This is a genomic window from Bradyrhizobium sp. ORS 86 (assembly GCF_045571475.1).
Taxonomy (GTDB): Bacteria; Pseudomonadota; Alphaproteobacteria; order Rhizobiales; family Xanthobacteraceae; genus Bradyrhizobium.
In genome coordinates, this window is record NZ_CP120699.1 from 579,545 (window position 1) to 600,768 (window position 21,224).

Consider the following 21,224-nt stretch of genomic DNA (forward strand, 5'->3'; position numbering starts at 1 on the left):
TCCCTCTCCCCGCCCCGCAAGCGGGGCGAGGCCAGCGTCGGGACACGCACGGATCAGCCCGGGCGCCTCAGCGTATGCAGCGTGATCTCGGCCGGGCAGTTGAGTCGCACCGGTGCCAGGCTGGTGCCGACGCCCACCGATGTGTATCCGGCGAGTTTGTCGAAGCGCCAGGCGCCGGCGCCCATCCGGCGCGGCAGCCGCGCTTCCAGCTTGATCGCAATGCCGCCGGGCAGGCACAACTGGCCGCCATGGGTGTGGCCGCTCAGCATGAGATCGAAGCCGGCCTTTGCCGCTGCACGATATGATTCCGGCGTATGCGCGAGCAGGAGCGAGAACGCTTCGCGCGGGATCGCCGCCGCGGCCTTTGCAATGTCGTCGGTGCGATAGAAATGGGCATCGTCGATCCCGGCGAGATGGATCGTCTCGCCACCGCGCTCGATCGCCTCGGATTCATTGAACAGCATCCGGATGCCCATCGCTTCCAGCGCCGGGGTCATCCGGATGCTGTCGTGATTGCCGAGGATGCCGTAGAGCGGCTGCTCGATCCGCGCGCAGAGATCCTGCATCGCGGCGAGGCTGGCACCGATCGGACCGAACGTCCTGCCGCGATAGTCGCCGGTCAGCACGCAGATGTCGCAGGCGACGTCGCGCACGATGTCCATCAGGTGCCGCATCGCCCCGAGGCTGATGTCGGCGTGGAGATCGCTGAGTTGAAGGATGGTGAAGCCGTCAAAGGCCGCCGGCAGGCGTGCCGAGATCACGAGGTTACGCCGCACGTCCACCCGGTCGGCATTGCGTCGCGCGCGGCCATAGAGGCCGGTGGCTTTGAGCGCGGCCTCCACCAACCTGGGGGCGCGCTTCCAGTTCTCGACATTGACCAGCAGCGTGCCCTGGCCGAACACCTGTGCCTCGTGCCTGGTCTCGACCGCCAGCCGGCGCGCGACATGGTCGGCGCCGATCCGATCGATCAGTCCCTGCAAGTCGGTGTCGATCATCGCCCTCGGTCTGGACCCACGGGGAAACGCGGCAGGTCGGCGTGATGCTACCACGCCGGCGCAGGCAAATCGTCGGGATCCCTCAAACCACCGGCACGCGCCGTGCGGCCACAGCAGCCGGCGAGATCACCTCGATGTCGAGCGGCACCTGCCAGCGTTCGGTGAAGCGCACCTGGGGCGCGGTGTTGCTACCCTGCGCGCCCCGCAGCACGAAGCCGTCATAGCCCGAATTCATCACCTCGTTGCACTTCTGCACATAGACCGGGAAGCCGCCGATATAGGGCATGAACACGCGCGGACGGCCGGGGATGTTGGCGCCGACATACCAGGAGCTGCAGGTCGAGCGCAGCGAGACCGTCGAGACGTCATTGACATGGGCAACCCAGGCGTCCTCGTTGTCGCGGAGCGGCTCGATCGTCCCGGCGCCGACATCGCGCATATGGCCGAGGCAATCCGCCAGCCAGTCGACATGCTGCTCGATCGCCTGGATCATGCTCGCCAGCACCGACGGACTGCCGGGCCCGGTGATCATGAACAGGTTCGGGAATCCTTCCGAGGCGAGGCCGAGATAGGCGCGCGGACCGGCTCGCCATTTCTCGGCGAGGGTCCGGCCGCCGCGGCCGGTGATGGCGATCTTGTCGAACGAGCCGGTCATTGCGGCAAAGCCGGTCGCCGAGACGATCGCGTCGACCTTGTATTCGGTGCCGTCGACCACGATGGCATCGCGCGTGAAGCGCTCGATCGGCGTCTTCGACACGTCGACCAGCTTTACATGCGGCAGATTGTAGGTCTCGAAATAGTTGGTGTCGACGCAGAGCCGCTTGCAGCCGAACACATTCTGCGGGCACAGCAACTCGGCGGTCGCTGGGTCCTTGACGATCCCGCGGATCTTGTTCCGCGCGAAATCGGCGATGGTGTCGTTGGCGGCCTTCTCGAACAGGAGATCGCCGAACGCGCCCAGGAACGGCAGGCCGCCGCGCTGCCAGGCTTCCTCATATTGCCGTTCACGCTCCGCCGCGCTCGCCTGCAATGCGGGCTGGGCGTTGAACGGGAAATAGAAGCCGGTCGGGCGCGCGCGGGCCTTGGCGCGCAATTCAGGATAATGCGCCTTGGCCTCCTTGAGATACTCCGCCGACAGCGCCTCGTTCCAGGCCGGCACCGACCAGGTCGCGGTGCGCTGGAACACGGTGAGCTGGGAAGCCTGCTGCGCAATGATCGGGATCGACTGGATCGCCGACGAGCCTGTGCCGATGACGCCGACGCGCAAGCCGGTGAAATCGACGCCCTCATGCGGCCATTCGCCGGTGTGGTAGATCGGCCCGCGAAAATCGCTCATTCCGGCGAACGCTGGCCGGTTCGGCGCCGACAGGCAGCCGACCGCCATGATGCAGAATCGTGCCGTGACCCTGTCGCCGCGATCGGTCTCGACCGTCCATGTGCTCGCGGCCTCGTCGAAGGTTGCCGCGGTCACGCGGGTGTCGAACACGATCTGGCTGCGCAGGTCGAAACGGTCGGCAACGTGGTTGGCGTAGGCGAGGATCTCGGGCTGCGGCGAATATTTCTCCGACCAGCTCCATTCCTGGTCGAGTTCCTCGGAGAACGAGAAGGAGTATTGCATGCTCTCGACATCGCAGCGCGCGCCGGGATAGCGATTCCAGTACCAGGTGCCGCCGACGCCGCCCCCGGCCTCATACACGCGCGCGGTGAAGCCGAGCCCGCGCAGCCGATGCAACATGTACATGCCGGCGAAGCCCGCGCCGACGACGATGGCATCGAACGTTCCAGTTTCGGCAGGGCGCGCATTGCCGCGCGCGGCGCTCTCCTGAGCCATGGCCGTCTCTTCCCTGTGCTTCATTTGCCTTGGCTGCGCCTGTTGGACGCGGCGGCCGAAAGATTAGGGCTGATGCGGCGCGGCCCGCAAGCAAGCGTGTTGCCGCGCAGCGAATGGCACCTATGCCGCGACGGCGAGCGCTGCGGTATCGGGGCGCTGCCACGCAGGGCTTGCGTGGCGACCGGAACAACCCTCAGCCCTGGTTGGCCTTCACCAGCCTGATCAGGTCGTTGCCGTAATGCTCGAGCTTCTTGTCGCCGATCCCGGCGATGTTGCGGAGATCGCTCAGCGTATCCGGCCGCATCGCGGCGATGCCGTCGATGGTCGAGTCGTGCAGCACGACATAGGCCGGCACGCCGCGTTGTCGCGCAATCTCCGCGCGCCAGGCGCGGAGTGCCGCATGCAGCTCGGGGTTGGCGGCGGCGCCCTTGCCGTCGGCCGCGGGCCCAAGCTCGCCGCGCCGCGACTTGCCGCGGATCGCGCGGTTGCGCGATCCTTCCGGCTGCTCGCGCAGCATCACCGCGGTCTCGCCCTTCAGCACGCCGCGCGCACTCTCGGTCAGCTTCAACGCGCCATAGGCGTCGCTGTCGGCGCGCAGATGGCCCATCGCCACGAGCTGGCGCAGCACCGCGCGCCATTGCTTCTCGTTGAGCTCGCGGCCGATGCCGAACACCGACAATTGGTCGTGATTGAACTGCTTGACGCGCTCAGTCAGCCGGCCGACCAGCACGTCGATCAGGTGCATGGCGCCGAAACGCTGCCCGGTCCGGTAGACGCAGGACAACAGCTTCTGCGCCAGCACCTTTCCGTCGCGCATGCGCGGCGGCGTCAGGCAGTTGTCGCAATTGTCGCAGCTCTCGCCGGTGCGCGTCTCGCCGAAGTAGCCGAGCAGGCGCTGCCGGCGGCAATGCGCGGTTTCGGCGAGCGCCACCAGCGCATCGAGCTTGCCGATCGAGACGCGCTTGAAGGCGTCGGAGCCGTTGGACTCGTCAATCATGCGACGCTGTTGCACGATGTCGGACAGGCCGTAAGCCATCCATGCAGTCGACGGCTTGCCGTCACGGCCGGCGCGGCCGGTCTCCTGGTAGTAGGCCTCGACGCTCTTGGGCAGGTCGAGATGCGCGACGAAGCGCACGTCCGGCTTGTCGATGCCCATGCCGAACGCAATCGTGGCGACGATCACGACGCCGTCCTCGTTGATGAAGCGATCCTGGTGCCGGGCGCGCATGGCAGCATCCAGCCCGGCATGATAGGGCAGCGCCGGAATGCCGCCGGCGCTCAGCGACGCCGCGACGTCCTCGACCTTGGCGCGCGACAGGCAATAGACCACGCCGGCCTCGCCGGCGTGCCGGTCCTTGATGAAATTCTTCAGTTGCGTGATCGCATTCTGCTTGTCGACGATCTCGTAGCGGATATTGGGGCGATCGAAGCTCGCGACGAATTGCGGCGCATCCGCAAGCGACAGCCGTTCGGCGATCTCCTTGCGCGTCAGCGCATCCGCGGTCGCTGTCAACGCAATGCGCGGGATATCGGGAAAGCGCTCGGCGAGCGCCGAGAGGCCGATATATTCGGGCCGGAAGTCGTGGCCCCATTGCGAGACGCAATGCGCCTCGTCGATCGCGAACAGCGCGATCTGTGCCTGGCCGAGCAGATTGAGGCAGCGCTGTGTCAGCAGCCGTTCGGGTGCGACATAGAGCAGGTCGAGATCGCCCGCGATCAGCCGCCGCTCGACCTCGGAGGCTTCCTCGTAAGTCAGCGTCGAGTTCAGCACCGCGGCATTGACGCCGGCCTCGGTGAGGCCCGCGACCTGGTCGCGCATCAGGGCAATCAGCGGCGACACCACGATGCCGCAGCCGTCGCGCAGCAGCGAGGGTAGCTGGTAGCACAGCGACTTGCCGCCGCCGGTCGGCATCAGCACCAGGCAATTGCCGCCGTCGGTGACGTGGCGGATGATCTTTTCCTGCGCGCCGCGAAAGCCCTGTAGCCCAAACACGGAATTGAGCACGGACAGCGCATCGCGGGGCTCGGCGGGTGCGCGATCGAGGGCTGGCTGGGCTGTCATGGTCCGAGGGTCAAGAGGCGGTGATCGAAGGCGTGGGCGCCGAACGATCCCGGAGGAGATATGTTAATACACGCGCCAACCATAAACTCGATTCAGGCATGGCCGGTCAATCGCGGATCGTCGCAGGCGTCATTGTTGTCGTGCTGGTTGTCGCGGCCGCAGGCTTCGCCGCGGCCTGGCGGCCCTCGATCGCGGCCGTTACGCCGCCGCGCCCGGATACGTTCGATCCTGAAATCGTCAAGCGCGGCCGTGATCTCGCTTTGATCGGCAACTGCAACACCTGCCACACCGTGCACGGGTCGGCGAATTACGCTGGTGGCGTTCCGGTTCCCACATCGTTCGGAACCGTGTTTTCGTCCAACATCACGCCCGACGCCGAGACCGGCATCGGGGGGTGGTCGGAAGAGGCTTTCGTCCGTGCGATGGGATCAGGCGTCAGCCGTGACGGCCACCATCTCTATCCGACTTTCCCCTATGATCATTTCACGCATGTTTCCGATGCGGACGACCGGGCGCTCTACGCGTTCCTGATGACCCGGGAGCCGGTTCGTGCTTCGCCGCCGAAGAACGAGCTGTCCTTTCCTTTCAACTATCGGCCGCTGATCGCCGGATGGAAGCTGCTGTACCTTCGCAACGCCGAGGTTCGCGCCGATGCATCGAAGAGTGCGGAATGGAACCGCGGCGCCTACCTGGTCGAAGGACTCGCGCATTGCGGCGCCTGCCACACGCCGCGCAACGCGCTCGGTGCCGAGCGCGTCAACGCGCAGTTTGCCGGTGGCGAGGTCGACAATTGGCACGCCTATGCGCTGAACGATGCGTCGCATGCGCCGGTGCGCTGGGACGCCGACGCGCTGTACGCCTATTTGCGCCGCGGCTGGCACGCCGACCACGGCACCGCGCGCGGGCCGATGGCCGAAGTCGTCAGCAATCTCTCGTCGGTCGCCGACAGCGACGTGCGCGCCATCGCCGTCTACATGGCCGACATCTCGGGCGCGCCGACACCGGATCGAACGCGTCCTGCCGGCGATGTGGTGGCGCAATCGTCGTCGGCGGAAGCGACGCAGGCCAATGCCAGAGGTGCTGCGATCTATGCCGCGGCCTGCGCCTCATGCCACGAGGGCAGCCGGCCGCTGCCCTATGGCGGCGTCAGTCTCGCGCTCTCAACGGCGATCGCGAGCCCCGATCCGCGCAACTTGATCAACATCGTGTTGTCGGGCGTTCCGGCCGTCGAGGGCGAAGCGAGCCCGATCATGCCGGGCTTTGCCGCCAACATGGATGACGCGCAGATGGTCGCCTTGCTGAGCTATCTGCGCGCCCGCTTCGGCAAGCAGCCGGCGTGGGACGATCTCGACGGGACCGTGCGCGATGCGCGCGCGAGCCAGACCGCGTCGCTTGCGCCACGCGACGCGCCGGCCGACCCCAAACCGGGAGGCAAGCCATGATGACGTTGAAGGTCAATGGCGCGGATCACCAGGTCGATGCCGACCCGGATACGCCGCTGCTTTACGTGTTGCGCGACGATCTCGGGCTCAACGCGGCCAAGTTCGGCTGCGGGCTCGGGCAATGTGGCTCCTGCACCGTGATCGTCGATGGCAAGGCGGTGCTGTCCTGCGTCACGCCGCTGGTTCTGCTCGAGGGCAAGCAGGTGACGACGCTCGAAGGGCTCGGCACGGTGGCCGCGCCGGCGCCGATCCAGCGGGCCTTCATGGAAGAGCAGGCGGCACAATGCGGCTACTGCATCGCCGGGATGATGATGCGCGCACAGGCGCTGCTGCTGCGCAACCCGAAGCCGTCAGATGCACAGATCCGCGCCGAGCTGGAGCCGAATCTCTGCCGCTGCGGCACCCATATGCGCATCCTGCGTGCCGTGCATCGCGCAATCAGCCTGATGGATACGGCTGATGCCACCAGCGACAGGAGCCGGCGATGAGCGCGCCCGTGGTCCTCGATCGTCGCAGCGTGCTGGCCGGCGGTGGCGCGCTGATCATCAGCTTTGCGCTCCGCCCCGCGATGGCGCAGGAACAGAAGGCGGGTGAAGGGCCGAAGCTGCCGGGCAGCCTCGCGACCTCACCCTATCTGGATTCCTGGATTCGCATTGATGCCGACGGCCGTATCACTGTTTTCACCGGCAAGGCCGAGCTTGGTCAGGGCTTCAAGACCGCGTTCCAGCAGATCGCGGCCGAGCAGCTCGACATCCCCTTCGATGCGTTGACGGTCATCACCGCCGACACCAAGCTCACGGCGAACGAGGGCTACACCGCCGGCAGCCACTCGATGCAGGACAGCGGCACGGCGATCCTGAACGCTGCCGCGCAGGCGCGCGCGCTGCTGATCGCAGAGGCCGCAAAACGCTTCGGGCTTTCGGCTGACGGGTTGCGCACGGAGAATGCGGCGGTCGTCGCGCCCGACGGCCGGCGCCTGAGCTATGGCGAGCTTGTTGCCGCTGACATCCTGCACGTCCGGGCCGAGCCGGCGTCGCGTCTGAAGGATCCGGCGAGCTTCAAGGTGATGGGCCAACCGGTGCCGCGGGTCGATATTCCGGCCAAGGTCACCGGCGGCGCGGCCTATGTGCAGGACATGCGGCTTTCCGGCATGGTACATGCGCGCGTGGTGCGACCGCCGAGTTACGGCGCCCAACTGACCGAATGCGACACCTCCGCAATCGAGAAGATGCCCGGCGTGGTCCGGGTGGTGCGCGACGGCAGCTTCCTCGCCGTGGTGGCGGAGAAGGAGTTTTTGGCCGTCAAGGCGATGCAGGCGCTGGCAGGCGCAGCGAAGTGGCAGGAGACGGCAAAGCTCCCGGACCAGAACGATATGGCGAGCGTGCTGACGGCGCTGCCGTCGCAGGATTCCGTGATCCTGCAGCGCCACGATCCCTCGGTCACGGGCACGAAGGCGCTTCAAGCCACCTACACGCGGCCCTATCAGTCGCACGGCTCGATCGGGCCATCCTGCGCGGTCGCGCAGTTCGTCGATGGCGCCATGACGGTGTGGACGCACACGCAGGGCGTCTATCCCGACCGGCAGGCGATCGCCGAGATGCTCGGCCTGCCGCAGGACAGCGTGCGCTTGATCCACACCGAAGGCTCCGGCTGCTACGGCCACAACGGCGCCGACGATGCCGCGGCCGATGCCGCCCTGATCGCCCGGGCGATCCCGGGGCGTCCGGTGCGGCTGCAGTGGATGCGCGAGCAGGAACATGGCTGGGAGCCGTATGGTCCGGCGATGGTGACCAAGCTGAGCGCCTCGCTTGATGCGAGCGGCAAGATCGCCGACTGGAATTTCGCGGTGTGGAGCAACACGCATTCGATGCGGCCGGGCGGCGCCGGCGCGCTGCTCGCGGCCCAGCACATGGCGCGAGCCTTCGCGGTGCCGGCGCCGAAGCCGTTGCCGCTGCCGGAAGGCGGCGGCGATCGCAATGCGATCCCGCTCTACAATTTCCCGAACGCGCATGTGGTCCATCACTTTATCCCGTCGATGCCGCTGCGAATTTCCGCGATGCGCGCGCTCGGCGCCTATCACAATGTGTTCTCGCTGGAGAGCTTCATGGATGAAATGGCCGGCCTCGCCGGAGCGGACCCGGTCGAATTCCGCCTGAAGCATCTCGACGACCCGCGCGGCCGCGAGGTGATCGAGAAGGCGGCCGAGGGGTTCGGCTGGAAACCTGGCCAGACGGCGCCGCCGAATCGCGGCTACGGCTTTGCGTTCGCGCGCTACAAGAATCTCGCAGCCTACTGCGCCATCGCCTCCGAGGTGGAGGTGGATCGCGAGACCGGCCGTGCGCGGCTGGTACGCGCGGTCGCCGCCGTCGATGCCGGGCAGGTGGTCAATCCGGACGGGCTCACCAATCAGATCGAAGGCGCCATCGTGCAGTCCGCGAGCTGGACGCTGTATGAAAGCGTCAGCTTCGACGCGACCAGGATCACCAGTATCGACTGGCAGACCTATCCGATCCTGCGCTTCAGTGCGGTACCGGACCGCATCGACGTCCACATCATCAACCGCCCCGGCCAGCCGTTCCTCGGCAGCGGCGAGACCGGGCAGGGGCCGACGGCCGCGTCGCTTGCCAACGCGATTGCCCATGCGACGGGTAAGCGGCTGCGCGACCTGCCGCTCAGCCGCAAGCGCATCAAGGACGCGATCGACGCGTAGCCGTCAAGCGATCGGAGCGGGTGACGCGGGCGGCGGCGTCAGTGGTTCGACCTGGTAGGTCTTCGGCAGGTTGATCGGCCGATAGGTTGCATCCTTCTCGATGCGCTCCAGCACCGAAGCATGGATGGTCGCCCCTTCCGGAATCGGCCGCGGCTCGCCGCGCGGCAAGTAGAAGCCAAGGAAGGATCTTCGTTCCGGCCATTCCTTCCACTTGTCGCGTTTCGGAATCCATTCAAGAATCTCCCAGGCTGCCGTCAGCGAGTTGTGCAACGGTGCCGTCGCGCTCGGCGACACATAGTCGTGCTTGTGTGGCGGCAGAGGTCGGCCCCAAGCGAGATGATCGATCAGCGCCTGGTCCATGACGAGCCCGGCGCCCTTGGCTTGCTCCAGCATCCATATCAGCGGAAACTTCGACGGTCCGCTCTGATCTTCCGGATAGCCGCCGCCGATGTCGGAGTGGACGCCGGCGAACCAGACCTGATGGATGTCCTGGTCCACTTCCGTTGCCGGATCGAATGGATTCGCGCGGTATTTCTGCGGATCGATCCAGCGGTTGAGGCGAAACATGCGTCGCCGCTCGTCGATTGAGATCGCCTGGCGAAACCGCTTGACGCTCGAATTGGTGCGGGTGAACAGCAGCGTCTGCAGGTCGAACAGGAAGTTGTCCTGCCGCGGCACGATGATCGAGGCCACCGTGTCCCAGACCCCGACGAATTCGATGTCGATGGTGCGCCCGCCGGCGATCTGGCTGAAATGCCAGGCCTCCTTCAAGGGCCCCGGGTCGAAGGTGCCATCGGACTTCTGGCTGTCCGAGCTCGCCTTCTTGTAGGAGCTGAACGCGTAGCCGGCGAGACCGAGCTGATCGACCGGCAGCAGTCCCATCACATGGACGAAGGCCGCCAGCACCCGCACCGTGTAGGCGCCGCGGCTGAAGCCGAACAGCCAGACCCGATCGCCGGGCTCCCAGGTCCTGCACAAAAAGACGTAGGCACCGAGCGTGTCCTCGTCGAGACCGGCACCGGTGGCAAGCCCGAGCACGCCGCGCACCTGCTGCTTGAAGCGGCCCCAGGTGCTCTGCAGGCCGATCGTGCCGAGACCGGGATGATAGTAGACCCGCTGTCGGTCGGTCTTCTCGGTGACGCGAAACAGCTTCAGCACGTTGGAAATATTGGCGCCGATCTCGTTGCCGGTGCCGTCGCAACAAATCACAACATCCTTCGGCATCCGTAGCCCCTGCGGTCGCCGTGAAGTCTCGCGCCTATGTAAGTCAGGATCGGATCGGGGTTCAATCCTTAATTGAAGATCGCCGTGCTACACGGGCGGAACGTTGCTCTGCCGAAGCCCAAAGCTCCGTCACCTGGCCGGCGCTCGGTCTAGAGCATGATGAGATTAGCTTGATCTGAAACAGCGGCGGAGGCCCACCTCTCCCCGACGGGAGAGGTCGACCGAAGCTGCCGCGAGCCGATTCAAACTCATCGCGCTTTGGGCGTTCTCAGGCCTATTGATACGTCGCAACGATGTCGGAAACGGCGCGTTCGAGCTGCTTGGCGGTGGAGCATTGGCGCACCACGCTGCAGAAGGTTGCATAGCGCGGCATCTCCGAGTCGCCGAAGCCCCAGGTCATGCGGCCCTCGGGATTGAGCCACACCAGTCGCTTGGAGCGCTCGCCGATGCGGCGCAGGATGTCGGCGCGTGGGTCGAGATTGTTGCTGCGGGCGTCGCCGAGCACGATCACGGTGGTCTGCGGCGTCACCGTGCTCATCCACTCGTCCTCGAAATCGGCGAATGAATTGCCGTAGTCGGACGACCCGAAGCCGACCTTGGCCATGATCTCCTTCATCGCTTCTTCCGGCGACTTGGTTTCGAGAATGCGGCTGACCTCGATCAGGTGCCCGGAGAAAGCGAACGAACGGACGTCGTCGACCACCTCGTGCAGGCTGTGGATCAACAGCAGAAAGAAGTCCGAGACCCGCGCCACCGAGCCGGAGACGTCGCACAGCGCCACGATCTTGGGCCGGTCGCGGTGCTTGCGTTTCCAGGCGGTGAGGAAGGGAACGCCGCCCCAGGCCGCGTTCCGCCGCAGCGTGCGGCGGACGTCGAGATGGCCGCGACGCTGGCGCTTGCGCGGCTTCGAATAGCGCTCGCGCAGGCGGCGCGCGATCTGGCGGATCAGCGCGCGCATCTGCTCGACCTGACGCGGCTCGATCCGCGCCAGCGGCGCGTTGCGCAGGATCTCGTTGCGCAGGTTCTCCGCCTCCTCGCGGCCGTAGAGCAGGAGTGCCTGCGAGACGGCATCGCGTACGGTGCCGCGCAGGCCGTTGAGCGCCTCCTGCAGCCGCTCGGCGAGTGCGGGATTGCTCGCGGTCAATTCGTCGATGTCGTCGCGCAGGCGCTGGATGCCCATCGCATCGAGGATGCGGGTCTGGAAGATGCCGCGCTGGGTGAAATAGCGGATGTCGGGCAGCGATGCCGCGCCGGAGGCGTTGACAACGGCGGTCGAGATCGCGCTGCGGTCCTGCGACAGCAGCATCTGCGCCAGCGGCCCGATGTTCTCGTTCTCCGTGCCACCGCTGATGTCGCCATGGGCGTCGGCCGACGGATGCGCGCCGGACGTGTCCGCGTCGTCGGACTTCTGTTGCTCAGAGGCGTCCCGCTGCGGTTCGGGCTGGCTGAAGAACAGGTCGAAGCAGTCGCCAAGCGCGCGCTTCTCGTCCTGGGTCTTGGCGAGCGTCAGCAGGAAAGTGTCGCGCAGGACCGCGCGGTCGGCAAAGCCGACCTTGGCCACCGCGCGCATCGCATCGATGCTTTCGGCAGGCGAAACCCGGACCCCGGCTCCTCGCGCCGCACGAAAGAAGCGATGCAGGTTCTCGCGCATCTTGCCTAGCTGAACACGCCTTGCCGCGACGCCTTGGCGATGAAGGTCGAGATCTGGGGCGTCGCGGCCTCGATGTCGGCCTCGTATTTCAGGAGCACGTTGAGGGTGTCCTTGACGATCTCATGATTGAGCTCGTTCGCCTCCAGCAGCACCAGCACGCGCGCCCAGTCGATCGCCTCGCTGACCGAGGGCAGCTTCTTCAGGTCGAGGCTGCGGATCTCATGAATGAAGCCGACCATCTGCTTGCGCAGCGTCTGCGAGATGCCGGGCACGCGGCTCTCGACGATGCGCTCCTCCAGCTTCTGCTCGGGGAAGCCGATATGCAGGTGCAGGCAGCGCCGCTTCAAGGCGTCGCCAAGATCGCGCTCGCTGTTCGAGGTCAGGATCACGGTTGGCGGCGCGACCGCCGACACCGTGCCGAGCTCGGGGATGGTGACCTGGAAGTCCGAGAGGATTTCCAGCAGCAGCGATTCGAACTCCGCGTCGGACTTGTCGATCTCGTCGATCAGCAGCACGCAGCCGGCGGGCTGCTCCAGCGCCTGCAACAGCGGGCGCGGCTCGACGAACTCCTTGGAGAAGAACACGTCGCCGAAGGTGTGGAGCTGGTCGAGGGCTGCGTGCAATGTCTGCGCGCCGCCGAGCACTTCGCCGAGCTTGTCCTTCAGGATCTGGGTGTAGAGCAGTTGCTTGGCGTACTTCCACTCGTACAGCGCCTTGGCCTCGTCGAGGCCCTCATAGCATTGCAGGCGGATCATCTTCATGCCGCGCCAGGCGGCGATCGCTTTGGCCAGCTCGGTCTTGCCGACGCCGGCGGGACCCTCGACCAGGATCGGCTTCTCGATCTGCTGCGACAGATAGACGGCGGTCGCGATCTGCCGGCTTGCAATATAGCCTTGCGCGGCGAGGCCGCTTTCCACGGCCTCGATCGAGGCGGTGGGCCTGGTGTCAGCCACGAGGATCAGCTCCGGATTTGCCTTGAACTCGGAGCTGTTCTGCCCCCGTTACGGGCAAAGCACAAGGCTCGTCTGGCCCGCAACGGTGCCGCGTTGGCGCATGGTTCCGGCGTATTCCGCCGAGCGCAATACGGTCTTGAGCCTTGTCCGAAAGGTCGTGCCAGACCAGGAAGCCGACGATTGGACGCCGCCGGCTGAATGCGCAGTGAATGCGTGCCCTACCTCAGCGTGAGGCCGGTCGCGGCCTCGAGCTCGCCGATCGCCTGCACCGCATTCACCACCTTGATCGTCGTCATGCCCATCTCCCGTGCCGGCTTCAGGTTGACGCCGAGGTCGTCGAGATAGACGCAGTTCTTCGGATTCACCTGCAACGTCTCCACCATCATCCCGTAGATGCGCGGATCGGGCTTGCGCAGGCCGATCTTCGCGGACTCGATCACGTGGTCGAACAGCGCCATCACCTCGGCGACGTAGAGCGTCCGCCCGCTGTGGCTGCCGATCGCGTTCGACGGCAGATTGTTGGTGATGCATCCGGTCTTGAACTTCGCCTTGATGCGCTTCAACGCTTCGACCATCTCGGGGCGCAGGTCGCCGGAGAGCAGCGGCAACACGTCCCTGCCGCGCACCTCGGCGCCGAGTGCCTTTGATTCCACGGCGAACAGCCTATCAAAGGTCTCGACATCGATCTCGGCGCGCTCGAACTTGGCCCAGGCGTTCTCGAGGTGATTGGCAGCGTTGGTGCGGCGGATGATGTCGATCGGCAACCCGCGCTCGGTCTCGTAGCGCGCGAAGGCCTCGAACGGCGAGGTGGTTAAGACGCCGCCGAAATCCCAGATCACTGCTTCAATCATCGCTTTCCTGCCCAATGTTGCATTGCTTGGGGCAGCGGCTAACACGGATCGGGGATCGGGACCAGCCCGACCCGGCTTGGCGATGAGGACGGCTCAGGCTATTGCTGCGGCATGAAAGTCCGTCGCTTGATTCTCGCGGCCGTGGTGTCGCTGGTGTCCGCTCCCGCGTTCGCGATAGTCGGGGGCGGCGCACCGTCGACCGATGGCGTCGCACGCGCCGTCCTCACCATCGTCGGCTCACGGGGCAATTTCTGCACCGGTGCCTTGATCGCGCCGAAGGTCGTGCTCACCGCGGCGCATTGCGTGCAGCCCGGCGCCGACTACAAGATCGTCGAGTATGGCCCGGACCGGCAGCCGAAACTGCAGGATGTCAAGACGGTCGCGATCCATCCGGGATTTCGGATGCAGGCGATGCTCAATCATGTCGCGACCGCCGACGTCGCATTGCTGCAGCTCGCGGCGCCGGTGGCCGGCAAGGCGCCGGCCGCGCTCGGCATGCCCAACATCCCGATCCAAGTCGGCGGCCGCTTCACCATCGCAGGCGTCGGCGTCACTGTGCGCGGCGACGGCAAGAGCGGCGGCATCATCCGTGTCGCCGGGCTGATCGCAAGCGGCAAGCCCGGCACGCTGCAGATCCGCCTGGTCGATCCGGTCGGGCAGGGCATGCGCGACGGGCTCGGGGCCTGCACCGGCGATTCCGGCGCGCCGGTGTTCGAGGACAAGCAAGGCGGGCCCGCGATCGTCGGCGTGGTGAGCTGGTCGACCGGGCCGAACGGCGCCGCCGGCTGTGGCGGCATCACCGGCGTCACGCCGCTGACGATCTATCGCGACTGGGTGATGCAGACCGCGCGGCAGTGGGGGGCGTCGTTTTAAGTTACCTCGCCCCGCCTACGGGGAGAGGTCGGCGCGCAGCGCCGGGTGAGGGGGGACTCTCCGCGAATTGCGCTTGCGGATTGAGCCCCTCACCCCAACCCTCTCCCCGTAAGAACGGGCAGAGGGAGAGAAGACGTCAATGCTCCGCCGCCTTCTTCGCCGCGGCGTTGTTCAGCACGATCAGGCCGTCGACGGCGACGCCGAGCTTGGCATTGATCAGGAAGGGATTGACGTCGATCGAGGCGATCCGGCCGTCGGCGTCCGCCATCAGATTGGAGAGCCCGACCAGCGCCTTCACCGCCGACGCTTCGTGCAGCGCCGGCTTGCCGCGATAGCCCTTCAGCTTGATGCCGGCCTTGGTCTTCGCGATCAGCTCTTTCGCTTCGGCCGCATCGAGCGGTGCGCCGGCGAGCGCGACGTCCTTCATCAGCTCGATATCGACGCCGCCTGTGCCGAACAGCACCACGGGCCCCATTTCGGCATCGAGCGAGGCGCCGACCACGAGCTCGACGTCGGCCTTGACCTGCTGCGCGATCAGGATGCCTTCGAGCTTCGGCTTGCCCTTGAGCTTCTTGACCCGCGCCGTGATGTCGTTGAAGGCCTGCTTCACCTCGGCTGCGCTGTTGAGGTTGAGCACCACGCCGCCGACGTCCGACTTGTGCAGGATGTCGGGGCTGACCACCTTCGCGACCACCGGAAAGCCGATCGTCTTGGCGATCTTCACCGCCTCCGCCGCGGTCTGCGCGACGTCTTCCTTCGAGATCGGAATGCCATAGGCCTTGAGCAGCTTCTTCGAGGCGACCTCGTCGAGCGCGGCGGCGCCGTCGGCGGCCTTCAGCGTCTTCTCCAGCAAAGCGCGCGCCGCAGGCTTCGAGCTCGACACGATGTCCGGCACCTCCTTGCGCAGGCCGGCATAGTCGATCAGCGACTTGATGGCGCCGACGGCGCGGTCGAGGCCCTGCAGCACCGCGATATTGGGCAGGCTCTTTCGCAGCCCCTTGGTGAAGTCGGTGAAGCCGATCGACATCGCGCTGATGTAGATCACGGGCTTGTTGGCCTGGCCCGCCATCTCATTGACGATGCGCAAATTGCGCTCGCGCAATTCGTGCGGCGCCTTCGGCAGCTCGGCATCGATGATGACGATATCGGTGTCGGGATCGTCGATCATGATCTTGATCGACTTCATGTAGACGGACGGATCGACCACCGCGGCGAAGCCGGCATCCAGCGGGTTGCCGACGATGCTGCCGGGGCCGAGCATCCTGGCAAGCTGTTCCGACGCGTGCGGGCTCAGGGCTGCGAAATTCAAGCCGGCGGAATAGAACGCGTCGATCAAGAGGCCGCGCTTGCCGCCAGACAGCGACACCGCCGCCAGGCGATTGCCTTTCGGCGGATCGGCATGGACGAAGCACTCCGTGGTCTCGATCAACTCGTCGAGCCCGCGCACGCGGATCACGCCTTCGCGGGTCGAGATCGCATCGAAGGTCTCGATCGACCCGGCGAGCGCGCCGGTATGCGCCATCGCGGCGGCCCGGCCGCCTTCGGACGCGCCGAGCTTGAGCGCGATCACCGGCTTGCCCGCCGCGCGCGCCGCCTTGCAGGCGTCGCGGAACACCTTCGTATTCCGGACGCCTTCGAGATAGACCACGATGACGCGGATGCTCGGATCGGCGGCGAAATAGGCCATCAGGTCGGGCGTCTCCAGCCCGGATTCGTTGCCCGTCGTGACCATGTAGCCGACGCCGACGCCGCGATCCTCCAGCGCCTGGCGGATCGCCATCACGATCGCGCCGGACTGGCCCGCGACGGCGACGGGTCCTTGCGCCATGGTGACGATGCGGTCGTCGATATTGGTGAACAGGTTCTCGCCGGCGCTTAAGTTGCCGAGGCAATTCGGGCCGGTGACGGCAAGCCCGGTCTCCTTGATCGCCTGCTTCAGCTCGACCGCAAGCCGCTGGCTCTCCTCGTCCTGCAATTCGCTGAAGCCCGATGTGACGATGGTCGCCGATCGCGCGCCGGCGGCGGCCGCGTCGCGGATCACTTGCACGGCAAAGCGCGCCGGCACCAGCACCAGCACGTGGTCGGGCTTTTCGGGCAGGCTCGCAAAGTCTTTGTAGCAGGTGACGCCCCAGATCGTTTCGCGCTTGGCGTTGATCGGGAACAGGCCGCCGGCATACTTGTATTTGATCAGGTTGTTCCAGATCCGCTCGGCGTAGTTGCCGGGCTTGTCGGTGGCGCCGACCAGCACGATGTTGCGCGGGTGCAGCATCGCGTGAATGCTCTTGACGATGTCGCTGGCATCAAAGGGCGGCGTCCATTTGGAGGAGGGATGAGACGCGGTGCTTGCGAGAGCTTCCATGGAGCCTGCCCTTATCCTTGTCTTTGTTGTCTTTGTTTCCTCTGGCCGACGGTCGATCGCCGTTGGTCCCGATTGTCATTGTTTTTATGGCGCAGGAAAGAGGGGCGTGACAACTCACGCCGGCGCACATCAGGGCATCGCATCGCGATATCCCGGCAGGCGCAAAATTCATGGACTGGATCAGGAACCCGGTTCGATCAGGGTGGCGTGCAGCAGATAGCGTTCCGGGCTTGATGTCAGCGCGTCGAACGGCCAGCAGGTCGACAGCACCAGCTCATACTGATCCGTCAGGGGATCAATCCCGGATTGATCGAAGCGGACGACGGCGCTGCGATCGGCCCGATAGCGGAAAGTCCTGCCGTCGCTTCGCGTGACATCGATCTCGTCACCAACAGCGACATCCTTCAGGAAGCGAAAATGGGTGTCGCGATGCGCGGAGTACACTGCGACGCCGCGCTCGCCGGCATCGACTGTCTGCTCGAGGTGGCCGGGACCGAAGGCCAGCGCCTGACCGCTGCTGCCGGCCAGCGCGATCGCGGAGGCATGCAGGCGCTTCACCTCGATCCGGGCGACCGGCCAGGTATCGGCCCAACTCCACGGCTTCACGGGATGTCCGGTGGCGATGGTTGTTTCGAATGCGCGCTCCAGCAGCACCTGCGCGAGCAGCGCCTTGGCATGGATGTAGGCGCCCTGGACAAACAGGATCAGGCCGATGAGAGCGAAGACGAGGGAAGGGATGAAGCGGGGCATCCGTGAAGCTCCTCGTCATTGCTTCGCTCGCAATGACGGCTGGAGAGAACAACTGCGCGCGCGGCCCTTGGGGACGGGTGGGAGGCCGCGCGCGCTCTTGAAAGAGGAGGTCGGGGGCACCTCCTCCTTTCATCCGACATCAGTTGGGCGACATCTGACGCCGGTTGAACACCAGCATGAGCAGGCTGACCGTGAGCAGGATCACGCCCGCGATCATTTTCAGCTCGGCATCGGTTGCGGTCTTCGGGAGCTGGATCGTCGGTGCTGCGGTGACCACCGGCACCGGCCGCTTCAGCGCCGCAACCTGCACCTTGCCATCGCCTGCATCGGCGCGGCGTTCGGTCGGGGCGAGCGGAGCGTGCGGACGCTCGCCGAACACCTTGGCGAAGTCCCAGCCGGCGGGCAGGTTGAGCGGCAGCTCGGCGAGCTTCAGCGGCTCATCCTCGGGACGGCTCGGTGTCTTGTCGACGGCGACGAGGCTGGTGAGCCTTGTCACGAGTTGATGCTCCAGCGCGAGCGCCAGGATCGTCTTGTCGGCGTCCTCGGGACTCACCTGGTGCGTGGTGCGCGCGACCTCGGCATCGGCAATCTTGCGGCGCGCCCACAGTTTCGAGAGGCCCTTGCCTTCGGCGGCGTTCGCGAGCGGCAGCGTGACGCTCCAGGGGCGGTCGCCAATGCGGCCCTTGATCTCGACCGAGCCGGCGAGCCTGTCGAGCCTCGCGGCAAGCACCAGCGGCTCGTCTCGATAGACGTCCGGGATCGCCGAAGGCGTCAGATCGGCTGTCGCGTCGGAGAACTTTGCAGAGAGGTTGGTCACCGCCGGGTTCTCCAGCTTGGCGAACAGGCTGCGCATGCGCTCCTCGACCTGCTCGACCGAACCGATATGGGTGAAGGTGCCGCGGCCGAGCTCGGCGGCGCGCGTCATCAGATAGGTGTTGGGCGCCGAGCCGATCCCGACCATGAACACCCGCGAGCGGCCGCGCAGCGCGCTGATGGTCTCGAACAATTGCTGCTCGTTGCCGACGGCGCCGTCGGTCAGGAACACGACCTGGCGGACGTAGTGGGCATCGTCATGGTTGGTGTCGGATAGCGCCGCGCGCATCGCCGGCAGCATCTCCGTGCCGCCGCGGGCCTGCAACGCGCTGACAAACGACGTCGCGTTGGCGATGTTGCCGCTCGTTGCCGCAACAGGCGTCGGAAACAGCACATCCATGGTGTCGTCGAAGCGGATCACGTTGAAGCGGTCGGTCGGCTGCAAACGGCCGAGCGCATACAGCAGGCTCGCCTTGGCCTGGATGATCGAGGTGCCGCCCATCGAGCCGGAATTGTCGATCACGAAGATCACCTCGCGCGGCAGCGGCTTCTCTCTCGCCTGCTCCACCGAAGGCGGGGTGACGAAGGCGAGCAGGTAATCGGAATTGCCGACATGCTCGCGGAACAGCCCGACCGACGGCGCCGTTTCGGCGGCCGGCTTCCAGGTCAGCTCGAAGTCGCGATCCGCGGGCACCGGGCCTTCGGCAAGCTTGATGATGCGCGTGGCGCTGTCGGGGCTCTCGATGTTGACTTTGTGAAAGGCACTCTTCACCTCGCCGAGCGGAAAGCCCGCCTGCAAATGCACCGTGATGTTGGTCGGATTGATCGGGGCACTCTCGGCGGGATCGAGCACCGGCGGCGAGATGCGGCCGCGATCAGGGACGGGATCGGTCACCGTGCTGCCCCAGCCGCCGCCGTCGGCGCGGAGATCGACGCTCTGCACGACGGGTTGTGGATTGTAGCGCGGCCCGACCACCATCGGCACCCGCAGCGAGAACTCGTTGCCGTTCTGCTGCACCGGCTCCTGATATTCGATCTGCACCAGCACGGTCTCGCCGGGGCCGATATTGGCGACCGAGTTGGTGAAGATGTTCGGCCGCTCCTGTTCGGTGAGCGCGGCTTTCTGGCCGTTCTGTTTGGCCTGCTCGTAGATGGCGCGGGCCTGCTGCCGCTCCTTGATGTCGCCGACCACGACGTGGTTGCCGACCACCATCTTCAGCGTGTCGACGGCACCGCCGGCCGGCAGCGGATAGACATAGGTCGCCTCCATCCAGTGCCGCGTCGGGTTGCGAAAGAGCTGGGTGACGCGGGCGCGCACCGTCGGGCCCGACACCGTGAGATCGACATCGACGCCGAGCCGCATTGCCTCGGCATAGCCGTCGTCGGTCTTGAGCAGCAGCGAGCCGGAGCGTGCATCGGCCGGCCGCAACACGGCCTGCCGCGGCTGTTCCGCCGACCACACCGGATCGAAGCTCAGGAACAGCGCCGCGAAGCCGATCACCAGCGCGGCCACGCCTTCCACCAGGAAGAACAGCAGGATGCGCATCCGGCGCGACAGCCGCATCTGCCGGCTGCTCTCACTTACATCGCAAATCGTCATTTTCATCACTCCCGAGCGAGGTGTTCGCTGCCTCGCAATCATGGAGAGCGGGCGTTTTGGCGCGAGCAGAATGATCGGCAATGATTGGCCGCAGTCCGGCGCGGTCAGCCAGCGGTCGCGACGGGTTTGTGCGGTTTTGTGATGGATTGTCCGGTCTGCTAGACTGGTCCGATCGATGAGGAAATCGAAGGGAATTCGATGCCGACGCCGGACAAGCAGCTTTCCGCCGAGCAGAGCCGGCAGGTGGCGGAGACGATTCGGGAAGAAATCGCGCGCCGCCGCATCTCGCGGCAGACGCTGGCCGAAGAGGCGAAGCTCAGCCTCTCCACGCTGGAAAAGGTGCTCGGCGGCCGCCGCCCGTTCACGCTCGCGACCACCGTGCGGCTGGAACAGGCGCTCGGCGTATCCCTGCGCAAGCTGCCAGCGGCCAGTGCTCCGGCCCCCATCGTCGAAGCGAATGGCGAGATCGCGCCGGATGCGTTGGGAGCCTACGCGCGCCGTGCGGTCACCTGGATCGAGGGCGTCTACGTCACGGTGCGCCCGTCTTTCGGCGAGAAGGATGCCGTCTATGCCTATCGCACCGAGATCGCCTGGGACGCCGCGGTGTCATCGCTGACCTTCCGCGAGGGCGAGCGCCTCGATGCCACCTACACGCAGTTCGGCGAGGTCGCCGTTCCCAACCAGTCGGGCTTCATCTATCTCGTCACCAACCGGCACGGCCAGCATCGACTGATCACGGTGTCGCGTCCGCGCATCACCGGCGAGATGTACGGCATCATCACCACATTGCTTGCCGGCCGCGGTTCGCTGCTGACGCCGATCGCGGCGCCGATCGCGTTCCTGCCGGCGAAGAACGTGCCCCATCCGAGCGTCGGCCGAGTGTCGGCCGGCGATCCGAATTACGACGTCTATCGCGAGCATCTGCGGCGCACGATCGATGAGCCATTTGCGATCTTCATGCCGGGATAAAGTATCGAGCCAGCGACGGCGAGCCTAGAGCATGATGAGTTTGGGTTGAATTGACTCGCGGCGGCTTCGGTTGACCTCTCCTCGTCGGGGAGAGGTCGGATTGCATCGTCAGATGCAATCCGGGTGAGGGCCTTTGCGCTC

At 66.0% G+C, this 21,224-nt stretch carries 15 protein-coding genes; 5 read left to right on the plus strand and 10 right to left on the minus strand.

Annotated elements, in window-relative coordinates:
* Nucleotides 1-53: 53 nt before the first annotated feature.
* The 3 genes from P6U25_RS02665 to recQ all read right to left on the minus strand — a co-directional run bounded on the left by P6U25_RS02665 (nucleotide 54) and on the right by recQ (nucleotide 4,888).
* Nucleotides 54-995 carry a metallophosphoesterase gene (locus tag P6U25_RS02665; protein WP_407149900.1) on the minus strand — a complete coding sequence of 314 codons (942 nt, stop codon included), beginning with the start codon at nucleotides 993-995 and terminating at the stop codon, nucleotides 54-56.
* An 82-nt stretch (nucleotides 996-1,077) separates the two neighbouring features.
* The gene (locus P6U25_RS02670) at nucleotides 1,078-2,826 is read right to left on the minus strand and encodes a flavin-containing monooxygenase (RefSeq protein WP_407149901.1); all 1,749 of its coding nucleotides are present in this window, start codon (nucleotides 2,824-2,826) and stop codon (nucleotides 1,078-1,080) included.
* Nucleotides 2,827-3,019: 193 nt separating this feature from the next.
* Nucleotides 3,020-4,888, minus strand: coding sequence for a DNA helicase RecQ (gene recQ, locus P6U25_RS02675; RefSeq protein ID WP_407149902.1), 1,869 nt, complete (start codon nucleotides 4,886-4,888; stop codon nucleotides 3,020-3,022).
* 98 nt (nucleotides 4,889-4,986) lie between these two features.
* On the opposite strand from recQ, the gene P6U25_RS02680 reads away from it, so the two are divergent.
* Genes P6U25_RS02680 through P6U25_RS02690 form a run of 3 tightly spaced genes read left to right on the plus strand, consistent with a single transcriptional unit; the run spans nucleotide 4,987 to nucleotide 9,040 of the window.
* Complete coding sequence (locus P6U25_RS02680; RefSeq protein WP_407149903.1) at nucleotides 4,987-6,330, plus strand: c-type cytochrome; 1,344 nt, start codon at nucleotides 4,987-4,989, stop codon at nucleotides 6,328-6,330.
* Nucleotides 6,327-6,818 (plus strand): (2Fe-2S)-binding protein, encoded by a 492-nt coding sequence (locus P6U25_RS02685; RefSeq protein WP_407149904.1) that lies wholly within the window; start codon nucleotides 6,327-6,329, stop codon nucleotides 6,816-6,818. Before P6U25_RS02680 ends, P6U25_RS02685 begins: the two co-directional genes overlap by 4 nt.
* The gene (locus tag P6U25_RS02690; protein WP_407149905.1) at nucleotides 6,815-9,040 is read left to right on the plus strand and encodes a molybdopterin cofactor-binding domain-containing protein; all 2,226 of its coding nucleotides are present in this window, start codon (nucleotides 6,815-6,817) and stop codon (nucleotides 9,038-9,040) included. Before P6U25_RS02685 ends, P6U25_RS02690 begins: the two co-directional genes overlap by 4 nt.
* 3 nt (nucleotides 9,041-9,043) lie before the next feature.
* Here P6U25_RS02690 and P6U25_RS02695 read toward each other — a convergent pair whose 3' ends face one another.
* From P6U25_RS02695 to P6U25_RS02710, 4 genes are all read right to left on the minus strand, one after another.
* Nucleotides 9,044-10,264, minus strand: coding sequence for a DUF2235 domain-containing protein (locus tag P6U25_RS02695; RefSeq protein WP_407149906.1), 1,221 nt, complete (start codon nucleotides 10,262-10,264; stop codon nucleotides 9,044-9,046).
* Between the two features lie 274 nt (nucleotides 10,265-10,538).
* Nucleotides 10,539-11,915, minus strand: coding sequence for a vWA domain-containing protein (locus P6U25_RS02700; RefSeq protein ID WP_407149907.1), 1,377 nt, complete (start codon nucleotides 11,913-11,915; stop codon nucleotides 10,539-10,541).
* Nucleotides 11,916-11,920: 5 nt separating this feature from the next.
* Nucleotides 11,921-12,868: an AAA family ATPase gene (locus P6U25_RS02705; protein ID WP_407149908.1), complete on the minus strand. Its 948-nt coding sequence runs from the start codon at nucleotides 12,866-12,868 to the stop codon at nucleotides 11,921-11,923.
* Nucleotides 12,869-13,086: 218 nt separating this feature from the next.
* Complete coding sequence (locus P6U25_RS02710; protein ID WP_407149909.1) at nucleotides 13,087-13,719, minus strand: HAD-IA family hydrolase; 633 nt, start codon at nucleotides 13,717-13,719, stop codon at nucleotides 13,087-13,089.
* 111 nt (nucleotides 13,720-13,830) lie between these two features.
* Here P6U25_RS02710 and P6U25_RS02715 point away from each other — a divergent pair, with 111 nt between their 5' ends.
* Nucleotides 13,831-14,592 carry a S1 family peptidase gene (locus P6U25_RS02715; protein ID WP_407149910.1) on the plus strand — a complete coding sequence of 254 codons (762 nt, stop codon included), beginning with the start codon at nucleotides 13,831-13,833 and terminating at the stop codon, nucleotides 14,590-14,592.
* Between the two features lie 136 nt (nucleotides 14,593-14,728).
* Here the strand turns inward: P6U25_RS02715 and P6U25_RS02720 are convergent, their stop codons facing one another.
* From P6U25_RS02720 to P6U25_RS02730, 3 genes are all read right to left on the minus strand, one after another.
* The gene (locus tag P6U25_RS02720) at nucleotides 14,729-16,951 is read right to left on the minus strand and encodes an acetate--CoA ligase family protein (protein WP_407149912.1); all 2,223 of its coding nucleotides are present in this window, start codon (nucleotides 16,949-16,951) and stop codon (nucleotides 14,729-14,731) included.
* Nucleotides 16,952-17,131: 180 nt separating this feature from the next.
* Nucleotides 17,132-17,701 (minus strand): class GN sortase, encoded by a 570-nt coding sequence (locus P6U25_RS02725; protein WP_407149913.1) that lies wholly within the window; start codon nucleotides 17,699-17,701, stop codon nucleotides 17,132-17,134.
* A gap of 139 nt (nucleotides 17,702-17,840) precedes the next feature.
* Nucleotides 17,841-20,060, minus strand: a complete 2,220-nt coding sequence (locus P6U25_RS02730; RefSeq protein WP_407152737.1) for a marine proteobacterial sortase target protein — start codon at nucleotides 20,058-20,060, stop codon at nucleotides 17,841-17,843.
* Nucleotides 20,061-20,312: 252 nt separating this feature from the next.
* Between P6U25_RS02730 and P6U25_RS02735 the strand changes: the two genes are divergently transcribed.
* The gene (locus tag P6U25_RS02735; protein ID WP_407149914.1) at nucleotides 20,313-21,083 is read left to right on the plus strand and encodes a multiprotein-bridging factor 1 family protein; all 771 of its coding nucleotides are present in this window, start codon (nucleotides 20,313-20,315) and stop codon (nucleotides 21,081-21,083) included.
* Nucleotides 21,084-21,224 lie beyond the last annotated feature (141 nt).